Below are 11035 nucleotides of genomic sequence, written 5' to 3' on the forward strand. Positions count from 1 at the left end.
GGCCCCTTGCCTTGTCACTGTGTCAGTCCAGGGAACGACACGAGGGAAGCGTACGTTCCACTCTCCACCGAACGATCACGATGACGTTACCGAAGAGAGATGCGTCGCCGCAGCTCAGGCCCCTCCGGCCGCTCTGTTGGGCAGCGCTTTCGCGCCATCCTCGGTGACGCGGGTGGCGCCGAAGTAGTCGGGGGTGTCGATCTTGTCGAAACGGATCACGGCCCCGGTGTACGGCGCGTTGATCATGTACCCGCCGCCGACGTAGAGACCCACGTGCCGGATGGCCCGCGAGTTGGTCAAGTCGTCGGAGAAGAACACCAGATCACCGGGCAGCAGTTCGTCCCGTGAGGGGTGCGGCCCGGCGTTGTACTGGTCGTTCGCCACGCGCGGCAGCTCGATCCCCACCGTCCGGTAGGCGGCCTGCGTCAGCCCGGAGCAGTCGAACCGGCCCTGCTGCTCGGGCGTGCCGTTGCCACCCCACAGGTAGGGCGTCCCCAGCTTCTTCTGCGCGAAGTAGATGGCCCCGGCGGCCTGGCGCGACGGCTCCACCCGCCCGACGGGCCGGGCGAAGCTCTTCTCCAGGGACCGGATGATCCGGACGTAGTTCTGCGTCTCGCTGATGCGCGGCACGCCGCCGGCCTTTATCACCCGGTACGCGCCCGCGTTGTAGGCGGCGAGCATGTTGTTCGTCCGGTCGCCGGGCACGTTCCTGACGTATCCGGCCAACTCGCAGTCGTAGGAGGCGGCTGACGGAATGGCATCCGCCGGGTCCCACACGTCGCGGTCGCCGTCCTTGTCGCCGTCGATGCCGTGCGTGGCCCAGGTGCCGGGGATGAACTGCGCGATGCCCATGGCATTGGCGTGGCTGGTCACCTTCGGGTTCCAGCCGCTCTCCTGGTACAGCTGCGCGGCGAGCAGCGCGGGGTTGATGGCGGGGCACAGGTTCCCCCACTTCTGCACGAGCCCCTGGTACGCCGCCGGCACGGCCCCCTTGGCCAGCCCGACGGCACCGTTGACCCCGGCCCCCGCACCCCCGAGAAGGCCGGCTGCCGCGGAGTACGTCCCGACGACGAGCAGCGCGAGGAAGCCCATGCACAGGCCGACGGCCCCCCCGGCGACGAGCCAGCCCTTACGCACCGTCAACCACCCCTCACGACATGGCCGTCCACCGTGCGTCAGTGTAGGTGGCGGACCACGCCTTCAGGAGGTTGACGGTGAGGACGAGCCGGATGTCGGCCGGACCCCTCACCCCGCGGACGCCTCAGGCGGCGGGCCGCTTCAGGACCTCGACGAGGCTCGACGCGCTGTCCGCGCCGCGCCCGGCCGCCTCGCCGCGCCGGAAGATCTCGAGGACCGCGGCCGGGAGGGCCCCGTCGACGCCCGCGTCCAGGGCGGTGTGCAGGACGTGCTCGGCGCTGGCCGCACCCATGGTGAGCCGGTCGACGTCACCGCCGTGGTCGCCTGCGTCGATGCGGGGCGTGTAGAACTCGAGGAACCGGGTGAGGTCCAGGGCCCCCGTGGCGAGCGGCAGGATGTCGGCGGCCGTCAGGCCGTGGGCGCCGGCCATGGCGACCGCCTGCCAGTAACCGGTCAGGGCGGTCCAGAACATGACCATGTTGAGCTGGTACAGGAACGCGGCCAGGCCGGGGTCCTCACCCCGGTGGTCGGCGCCGGTCAAAACCTCCAGGGTGGCGCGGTGGGCGTCGAAGACCTCCCGCGGGCCGCTGTAGAGGGTGGTGGACGCGGGGCTGCCGATCCCCGAGGGCGGCGTCAGCACGCCGCCGGTGAGCTGCGTGGCGCCGTGCTCGGCGGCCCAGGCGGCCGCGGCCCGTGCCTTGGCGGGCGTGTCGGAGGTGAGGTTGACCAGGACGCGGCCGGACAGGACGGCGGGGTCGGCGGCGCCCAGGACCGCGTACAGGGCGTCGTAGTCCGTGAGGCTCAGCACGACCAGCTCGTTGGTGGCGAGGGCGTCGGACACGGATGCGGCGCGCACGGCCCCGCGCGCGACGAGGTCGTCGGCGCGGGAGGCGGTGCGGTTCCAGAGCGTGACGTCGTGTCCGCGGTCGAGGAACGCGGTGGCCATGGCCCGGCCCATCGGGCCGAGGCCGATGACGGTGACGGAGGTCTTGCTCGTGCTGCGCGTGCTGCTCATGGGAATCCCTTCGCGACGTACTAGAACGAACGCTCTATCCAGAGCATGGGCAGGACCGTAGCACAGACCAGTGGAACGAACGCTCTACTCACCCGCCGGGTAGGATCGCCCCATGAAGACCCCGGCCCCCGCCGACCTCCCCCGCCCCGGCACCGCGGCCGCCTCTCCGGCCGGCACCCGCGAACGGATCGTCGTCGCCGCGGCCCGCCTCATCCAGCGCCAGGGGTACGTCGGGACCGGCATCAAGCAGATCGCCCAGGAGGCACCGGCCACCCTCGGCTCCGTCTACCACTTCTTCCCCGGCGGCAAGGAAGCCGTGGCCGTCGCCGCCCTCACCCACAGCGGCGAGGAGTTCGCCGTCCTGCTGCGCGACGCCCTCGCCGCCGAGGACGACCCCGCCGCGGCGGTCGACGCCTGCGCCCGCCTGCTGGCCGAGGCCCTGCGCGCGTCCGGCTGGGTGGACGGCTGCCCCGTCACCGCCGCCGCCCTGGAGACCCTCGGCGACGCGGACTCCGAGATCCAGCGGACCTGCGCCGCCGTCCTGCGCGGCTGGCAGGACATCGTCGCCGACAAGCTGCTGGCGGCCGGCCTGCCGGCTGCCGACGCCCGCGAGCTGGCCGTGACGGTCATCAACACCCTCGAGGGCGCCGAGGTCACCGCCCAGATCAACCGCGACACCGAGCCCCTGCTGGTGGCGGGCCGTCACCTGGCGCGCCTCGTCGCGGCGTACGCCGGCTGACGCCCACCGCCGCACCCACCTCCTCCGCGCGCACCCGAGCCCCCGGCGCACCCGCACACCGCCGCGACTGCCCCAAGAGTGCAACAACGACAGTCATTGCCCGGAGTCACCCCCCGTGATACACAGAGTGACCGTGCGCGTACTTGTACGGACCACGTCCACCGCTCGGCGCAGGTCACGGCGGCCGGGTCGGTCAAACGTGCGGGGATCGGGTAAAGAGACCAGCCAAGTCGGCATACGTGGACGGTTTCATCAGCGAAGATAGTGCGATGACCCGTGCCGAGGGGCAGGGGCGTCGAACTACCCAACAGGGGCGGTGAGTTACATGTACCTGGCGGCTGAAAAAGGCGACATCACCACCATCATCGGCGGAATCGCCCCGAACTGGGGGCCTTTCGGCAGCCTCGGGAACGAGGCCCGCGTGATGATCGAAGTGGTGATGGCCGTGGCCATCCTGCTGTGCCTGGGCATCGCGATCTGGGGCGCGGCGAAGCAGCGCATCGGCGCGACGGCCCTCCGCGACACGTTCAGCGCCGAACAGGGCAAAGGCCTGATCGTGGCGGGCCTGACCGGGGTCTTCATCATCGGATCACTGGGCACGCTGTTCACCATCGTCTACGGCATGGCCGTCTGACCCTCCGCCAGCTGCCCGCCCGGGCCCGCCCGGAACCCGGCTCCACCGAGGTTGCGTCACCTGATGTCAAGTCACCGCACAGCACAGCGAAAGGTTGAGGGGGCGTACCCGTCATGAGCCTCGGCGACGAGAACGACGGCGGCCAGACCCGTACCCGCCTGCCCGAGGGCGGTGCCGGCGACGTCTACGGCGGCGCCCGCCGCCCGGCGCGCAACTCGCGCTCGCTGATCACCGTGGTGGGTGTGGTGGTGCTGCTGATCGCCGCCATCGCGTTCGCGAACCGGAGCGGCGACGGCGACGGCGACACCGGCGACGGCGCGAAGGGCCCGGGCGCCGCGGCCCCCACGTCCGCGACGGGCGTCCGCCCGGTCTCGGGCAGGAACGGCACGATCCCGACGGGGTACGCCCACGACGAACAGGGGGCGCAGAGCGCGGCGTCCAACTACGCCGTCGCCCTCGGATCCGACGGCATGTTCAAGACGGACAGTCGGCACGCGATCGTCGACACTGTCTACGCGCCGACCGCCGCAGCGAAGCTCAAGGGGCCGCAGGACGAGGCGTACTCACCCGACTTCCTGCAGAAGCTGGGCCTGGACGCCGACGGCAACCCTCCCCAGGGCAGCACCTTCGTCTCCCGGACCATCCCCATCGGCACCAAGGTCGAGAGTTTCAGTGGGGACACCGCCAAGGTGTCGGTCTGGTACACGGGCCTGATCGGGATGTCCGGTCCGGAGTCGACCGACCCCGTGAGCACCACCTGGAAGACGTGGACCTTCGATCTGCAGTGGACCGACAACGACTGGAAGGTCACAGCGGACTCCCAGAAGGACGGACCGGCACCCGTGCCTGGGGACATCGCGGCCTCCAGCGCGGACGACATCAGTAAGGCCGTTGCGGAATACGGAGGCTTCACGTATGCCCGGTAGTCCTCGGCGCCGGACCGGATCGGTCGTCGTCGCACTGGCGGCCGCTCAGACGGCCCTGTTCCTCTTCGCGGGCCGCGCGGCGGCGGCGCCCACTCCGGTCCCCACCCCGTCACCGTCACCCAGTGCCAGCAATGACCCTTGCGATCTGCTGATCGGCCCCGCCAAGGAGTACTGCGTCAGCGGAGACGGTGCCGGCCGCACAGGCCGCTCCGCGCCCACCGACCCCGCCTCCGCCCTCGACCCCCTCGCCTCCCTCGCCCGCGGCTGCGCCGACGCCGCCTCCTGGATCGTCACCAAGCTCAGCGATGCCGTGAAGAACACCGCCGAGGTGGACTTCACCAACCCCACCTTCCTCAAGCAGTACGCCGTCGTCTTCGCCGCCTCCACCGTCCTCACCCTCGTCCTGTGGCTGCTGGCCGTCGCCAAGCGCGCCATCCGCGGCGTGCCCCTCGCCACCGCGCTCTCCGAGGCGATCGGGTTCCTCTGGCTGACGGTCCTGGCCTCCGCCTTCACACCGCTGATCCTCTACACGGTCGTCTCCGCGACCGACGGCGTCACCGAGGTCATCGCCGGCGGCACCGGCGGCCAGACCGACGTGTTCTTCGGGTCCTTCTCCGAGGCCCTCAAGAAGGGCGACGACATCGGCGGCGGCCCGATCATGCTGATCGTCGTGTCCCTCGTGTCGATCCTCGCCGCCGGCATCCTCTGGCTCGAGCTCGTCATCCGCGCCGCCCTGCTCTACGTCGGAGCCCTCCTCGGCACGGTCGTGTACGCCGGCCTCGTCGACAAGAACATGTGGGGCCACGTGCGCCGCTGGGCCGGGATCATGATCGCCGTGATCCTGGTCAAGCCGGTCATCGTGATCGTCCTCGGCCTGGCCGGCGCCCTGTCCGCCGACGACGGCCCCAACGCCTTCTCCGCGGTCGTCTCGGGCCTCGCCATCATCCTGCTCGCCATCTTCGCCTCCGCGATGATCTACCGCTTCGTGCCCGGCTTCGGCGACGAGATCGCCTCCGCCCGTACGAACCGCAAGCAGGCCACCGACGGCGCCCAGGCCGCCGCGGTCATCTCCTCCCCCGCCGCCCTCGTCTCCCAGGGCATCAAGACGCACAGCAGCCGCAGCCACCAGCGCAGCGGTGGCGGCGAGCAGCCCCAGCCCGCCGCCGTCAGCGGCGGCATGGCCGCCCACAGCTCCCGCACCGCGCCCGCCGGGTCCGCGGGCGGTGGCGGAGCCGTCCCCTCCGCCGCGCCCCCGCCACCCGCGCCCCGCAGCCCCAGTAGCAGCAGTCCCACCACGAGCACCCCGCACAGCCACCGCAACAGCTCAGGCACCGGCACAGGAAGTTCAGGAGGTGGAGGGCGTTGACGACCCAGTCCCCAGCGATCGCGCCCCGCCGCACGTACCTCATCGGCAGGGCCCGCCCCAACGCCATCATCGGCAAGAACCGCGAGACCGGCGAGATCGCGCTGATCATCGCCGGTGCGTTCCTCGGCATGATGAGCGGACTCCTCGTCCCCGTCCTGTCCCTGCGGATCGTGCTGCTCATGGGCTTCCCGATGCTCGCGCTCGCCGCGGTGTACGTCCCGTACAAGAACCGCACGTTCTACAAGTGGTTCGAGATCAACCGCAGCTACAAGCGCACCCTCCGCCAGGGCACCACCTACCGCTCCCGCGCCATGGAAGCGGGCACGAGACTCGACGGACGCGAGGTCGAGGTCGGTCCCCCGCCCGGCATCGGCCGCATCAACTGGCTCGCCGCCCCCTTCGGTCCCGACGAGATCGCCGTCCTCCTCCACGCCGACCGCCGCACCGTCACCGCCGCCATCGAGATCGAGGGCCCCGGCGTCGGCCTGCGCGACAGCGAGGACCAGGAGGCGCTGGTGGACCGTTTCGGCACGCTGCTGAAACACGTCGCCAACGGCGACGGCTTCGTCACCCGCCTGCAGATGCTGGCCCGTACGCTCCCCGCCGACCCCGACGCCCACGCCAAGGACGTCGCCCAGCGCGGCGACCCCACCGCACCCCGCTGGCTCCAGGACTCGTACGACCAGCTCCAGTCCATGGTCTCCACCTCCAGCGAGCAGCACCGCGCGTACCTGGTCGCCTGCATGCACTACACCCGCGAACTGGCCGCCGAGGCCCACGCCATGGCCCGTGCCGCCCGCCAGGCGTCCGGCACCCGGGGCAGGCTCGACAAGGACGCCGGCCTCGCCGTCGTCATGGCCCGCGAGCTCACCGACATCTGCGCCCGCCTCGCCGAGGCGGACATCCGCGTCCGCCAGCCCCTCGGCCAGTCCCGCCTGGCCTCGCTCGTGCACTCCATGTACGACCCGGACCACCCCATCGACCACATCCAGGCGATGACGAAACGAAACGCTTGGCCCGCCGAGCTCGACGCCGTCGAGCCGACGTACCTCCAGGCCAAGACCCGTGAGTCGGCCACCCGCGCGCCCTGGTGCCACGCCACCGCCTGGGTCAAGGAGTGGCCGATGACCCCCGTCGGCGTGAACTTCCTCGCCCCGCTCCTGGTCCACACGCCCGACGTCATCCGCACCGTCGCCGTCTGCATGGACCTCGAGCCGACCGAGGTCGCCATCGAGCGCATGCTGACGGAGAAGACGAACGACGAGGCCGAAGCCAGCCGCGCCGCCAAGATGAACCGCACGATCGACCCGCGCGACATCGCCGCCCACGGCCGGCTCGACCAGCGGGGTGAAGATCTCGCCAGCGGGGCGGCAGGGGTGAACCTCGTCGGGTACATCACTGTGTCGTCTCGTACGCCCGAAGCCCTGGCCAGGGACAAGCGGACGATCAGGGCCTCGGCCGGCAAGTCGTATCTGAAGCTGGAGTGGTGCGACCGCGAACACCACCGGGCCTTTGTGAACACATTGCCGTTCGCGACCGGCATCCGCCGATAGGGGCCCTGATCCACATGCGTGATCCGCTGTCAGCCCTCACCGAGGCGTTCACCTCCTTCCTCTTCGGGAAGGTGGAGACGACCCGCCTCCCCGTCCGCACCTCTACGGGCCAGGCCCAGGCCGTCTACCTGCCGACCGCCGCACCCGGCCTCGGCGACTCCGGCGTGATCATCGGCCGCGAGGTGTACAGCGGCAAGGGCTACATCTACGACCCCTTCCAGCTGTACGGGCAGCAGCTCCCGGCCCCCCACTGGCTCGTCCTCGGCGAGTCCGGCAACGGCAAATCGGCGCTGGAGAAGACGTACGTGCTGCGCCAGCTCCGCTTCCGCGACCGGCAGGTCGTCGTCCTCGACGCACAGGGCGAGGACGGCGTCGGCGAGTGGAACCTGATCGCGCAGGAGCTGGGAATAACGCCCATCCGGCTCGACCCGATGGCGGCCCTGGACGACGGCATCCGCCTCAACCCCCTCGACCCCTCGATCACCACCACCGGACAGCTCGCCCTGCTCCGCACGATCATCGAGGTCGCGATGGGGCACGGGCTGGACGAGCGTTCCGGCTTCGCCCTGAAGGTCGCCCACGCGTACGTCAACGAGACCATCACCGACCGCCAGCCCGTGCTGTCCGACATCGTCGAGCAGTTGCGGCATCCGGAGCCCGAGTCGGCGGCGGCGATGAACGTCGCCACCGACGACGTACGGGCCTGGGGCCTGGACGTCGCCCTCGTCCTGGACCGGCTCGTCGACGGTGACCTGCGCGGCATGTTCGACGGACCGACCACCGTCGGGATCGACCTCGACGCGCCCCTGATCGTCTTCGACCTCTCCCACATCGACCGCAACTCCATCGCGATGCCCATCCTGATGGCGATCGTCGGGGTGTGGCTGGAGCACACCTGGATCCGGCCGGACCGCAAGAAGCGCATCTTCCTGGTGGAAGAGGCGTGGCACATCATCAACAGCCCGTTCGTGGCGCAGCTGTTCCAGCGGCTGCTCAAGTTCGGCCGGCGCCTCGGCCTGTCCTTCGTCGCCGTGGTGCACCACTTGAGCGACGTCGTCGACGGGGCGGCGGCGCGCGAGGCGGCCGCGATCCTCAAGATGGCGTCCACCCGCACGATCTACGCCCAGAAGGCCGACGAGGCCCGGGCCACCGGCCGGGTCCTCGGCCTGCCCCGGTGGGCGGTCGAGATCATCCCGACCCTCACCCCCGGCATCGCCGTGTGGGACGTCAACGGCAACGTGCAGGTGGTCAAACACCTCGTCACCGAAGCCGAGCGCCCCCTGGTCTACACGGACCGCGCGATGACCGAATCCTCGGTCCCGGACGACATCCAGGCCGCGGAGTGGGAGGCGGAGCAGCGCGCGGCCCTCATCGAGCGGCAGATGAACGAATCCTCGCAGTCGACGGTGGCATGACATGGAGCGGGAACGCGGAGCGGAACGGGGTATCCCCGACGGCCTGCTGGTGGGGCTGCTGGGGTTCCTGCTCGGTGTGACGATCCTGGTGTGGACGGCGACCGGCCTCTCGGGCCTGCTCGCGCACGGCTCGTGGCCGGAAGGCGTGACGTTCGGCGGCACGCCCTCCGCGATGCGCGGCCTGGTCTCCCAGCCGCACGACCTCGCGGGTGCGTGGCCGGCGACCCCGCCGGCACAGCTTTCCGGCTACGGCCTGTTCTGGGGCCTGTTCATCGGCGAGCTGATGGTGCTGGTGGTCCTCGCGGTCTTCGTCCTCGGCACCCTCGCCCGCTGGCGCGCCGTGCGCGCGGCCCGGCGGAACGGCAGGGCGTACGGTCACGGAGGCGGCGGTGGGGCTGCGGCGAAGGAACCGGCGCCGCAGCGGCCCTCCTCGCACGACCCGTCGCACGACCCTTCGCACGACTCCGAGAGCGCCGACGCGCACCGCCGCACGCCCCTGGGGGCACCCGCGCGCCCCGAACACCCCCACACGCCGCCCGCGACGGCCCAGGGCCCGGCCACCGCCCTCGCGGACACCGCCGCGAACAGCCGGTCCACCGCCGCCCCCGGCACCGCTCCGGCCCTCCACGAGGCGGGCCCGCCCGCGGGGACCGTGGCGACCACAGCCCGCGTCCCCGCCCCCCGTACCGCAGGCGTCGTCCTCTACGGCGCGGACCCCGCCGCCCGCCGGCCCACCGCCGTCCAGGCCGTCCTCGACGCCGCGGGCCCGGCCCTCGTCCTCACGTCCGACCCCACCGTGTGGGCCGACACCAAGGACGCCCGGGCCAAGCTCGGGCCCGTCCTGGTCTACGATCCCGGCCACCTGTGCGAGACCCCCGCGCGGCTCCACTGGTCGCCCACCGCCGGGTGCGAGGACACCGGCATCGCCGCCGCGCGCGCCGCCGCGCTCCTGGCGCCCGTACGGCCCCCGGGCCGCATCGACGCGGCGGTGGCGGACACCGCCGAAACCCTCATGCGGTGCTGGCTGCACGCCGCGGCCGTGGACGGGCGCCCCTTCAAGCAGGTCCACCGCTGGGCACAGAACCAGGGCAGCCACGAACCCGTACGCATCCTCCGTACGCACCCCAAGGCCACCAACAGCCACGCCGGTCTCCTGGAGTCGGCGCTCACCGCCTACCCGGAACGCCGCGAGATCGCCCAGGAGCTGACCGTCCGGGCGCTGTCGTCCCTCTCGTCCGTCCACATCCGCGAGGCCTGCACACCGAATCGAACTGATTCCCTGACCTTGGAATCATTCATCGATGAAGGGGGCACGCTTTACGTAGTGGGGGAAGCCATCGAGGACCCCCGCACCCGCCCGGGCGCGATGCCGCTGCTCACCGCGCTCGCCTCGTACGTGGTCGAGCACGGCCGCCGCATGGCCGCACGGTCATCCGACGGTCGGCTCGACCCACCAATGACGCTCGTCCTCGACGACGTGGCGGCCGTGGCCCCTCTGCCGCTGCTGCCCGAGCTGCTGACGTCCGGTCAGGACACCGGCATGCCGACGCTCGCCCTGCTCCGCTCCGCCGAGCAGGGCCGCGCCCGCTGGCCGGACCGTTCCCTCGCCTCGTTCACCGAGCTCACCGAGTGACGGGCCGGCGCACCTCGTACTCCAGCTCCAGCGCCCCGTCGTGGCCCTCCTGCACGGGCATGTGCGCCCCGGTGGGCACGAATCCGAGCTTCCGGTAGAAGGCTCGCGCCCGCGTGTTCTCCTCGTGCACATGGAGCCGTACGCGCTGGACCGGCTCGCCCTCCAGCGACCACGACCATTCCAGGGCGGCCCGGAACAGCGCGTCCGCCAGCCCGGCGCCCCGCGCCGCGGGCCGTACGTACACCCCGACCACCTGCGTCTGCTGGACCGTCGGCACGTCACCGATGAGGCTCGTCGCACCGCGGTGTTCCACGAGCACGGTGACCGTGCCGTCCCACGCCCCGTCCGGGGCCTCGGCCACGAACTGCCGGATGTTGTCGCCGTCCTCCGCCGCTCCGGCGGTCCGTTCCTGCCAGTGCTCGTCGGGGCGGGCGACAGCCGCTTCGTAGGTGTCGAGGAAGGCGAGGTGCGCGACAGGATCCTGCAGGGCGGCCAGCCGGATCTCGCGGGCCTTGTGCCACTCGTCGGCACGTACGGGACGTATCAGGTGCTCCATCCCCCTGATCCTGGCCGCGCCGGCCGCGTCCCGGCAACGGATTTACCCACGGCACTCGGCC

10 protein-coding genes are annotated in these 11035 nt (G+C 71.5%); 7 read left to right on the forward strand and 3 right to left on the reverse strand.

Annotation, left to right across the window (positions count from 1 at the left end; genetic code table 11):
- Positions 1 to 114 precede the first annotated feature (114 nt).
- Together IH00_RS0114355 and IH00_RS0114365 are read right to left on the reverse strand one after the other, a co-directional pair.
- On the reverse strand, positions 115 to 1092 hold the full coding sequence (locus IH00_RS0114355; protein ID WP_234334847.1) for a C40 family peptidase: 978 nt from the start codon (positions 1090 to 1092) through the stop codon (positions 115 to 117).
- A 169-nt stretch (positions 1093 to 1261) separates the two neighbouring features.
- A complete protein-coding gene (locus IH00_RS0114365) occupies positions 1262 to 2152 on the reverse strand; it encodes an NAD(P)-dependent oxidoreductase (protein WP_031073435.1) in 891 nt (296 codons plus the stop codon).
- 112 nt (positions 2153 to 2264) lie between these two features.
- Here IH00_RS0114365 and IH00_RS0114370 point away from each other — a divergent pair, with 112 nt between their 5' ends.
- The 7 genes from IH00_RS0114370 to IH00_RS0114400 all read left to right on the forward strand — a co-directional run bounded on the left by IH00_RS0114370 (position 2265) and on the right by IH00_RS0114400 (position 10418).
- Entirely contained in the window at positions 2265 to 2891 is a 627-nt protein-coding gene (locus tag IH00_RS0114370; RefSeq protein WP_078887742.1) for a TetR/AcrR family transcriptional regulator, read from the forward strand.
- 325 nt (positions 2892 to 3216) lie between these two features.
- Entirely contained in the window at positions 3217 to 3525 is a 309-nt protein-coding gene (locus tag IH00_RS0114375; protein WP_017945892.1) for a hypothetical protein, read from the forward strand.
- Positions 3526 to 3638: 113 nt separating this feature from the next.
- Positions 3639 to 4451 (forward strand): DUF8175 domain-containg protein, encoded by an 813-nt coding sequence (locus IH00_RS0114380; protein WP_031073440.1) that lies wholly within the window; start codon positions 3639 to 3641, stop codon positions 4449 to 4451.
- A complete protein-coding gene (locus IH00_RS0114385) occupies positions 4441 to 5817 on the forward strand; it encodes a hypothetical protein (RefSeq protein WP_031073442.1) in 1377 nt (458 codons plus the stop codon). The genes IH00_RS0114380 and IH00_RS0114385 overlap by 11 nt, the downstream gene beginning before the upstream one ends.
- Entirely contained in the window at positions 5814 to 7370 is a 1557-nt protein-coding gene (locus IH00_RS0114390) for an SCO6880 family protein (RefSeq protein ID WP_031073444.1), read from the forward strand. The genes IH00_RS0114385 and IH00_RS0114390 overlap by 4 nt, the downstream gene beginning before the upstream one ends.
- Before the next feature lie 14 nt (positions 7371 to 7384).
- Positions 7385 to 8785, forward strand: a complete 1401-nt coding sequence (locus tag IH00_RS0114395; protein ID WP_031073446.1) for an ATP-binding protein — start codon at positions 7385 to 7387, stop codon at positions 8783 to 8785.
- Position 8786: 1 nt separating this feature from the next.
- Entirely contained in the window at positions 8787 to 10418 is a 1632-nt protein-coding gene (locus IH00_RS0114400) for a hypothetical protein (RefSeq protein WP_039946888.1), read from the forward strand.
- On the opposite strand, the gene IH00_RS0114405 is transcribed toward IH00_RS0114400, so the two are convergent.
- A complete protein-coding gene (locus IH00_RS0114405) occupies positions 10408 to 10974 on the reverse strand; it encodes a GNAT family N-acetyltransferase (protein WP_031073449.1) in 567 nt (188 codons plus the stop codon). The genes IH00_RS0114400 and IH00_RS0114405 overlap by 11 nt on opposite strands.
- Positions 10975 to 11035 lie beyond the last annotated feature (61 nt).

Source organism: Streptomyces sp. NRRL S-118 (assembly GCF_000716335.1).
In the GTDB taxonomy this organism is placed as follows: Bacteria; Actinomycetota; Actinomycetes; order Streptomycetales; family Streptomycetaceae; genus Streptomyces.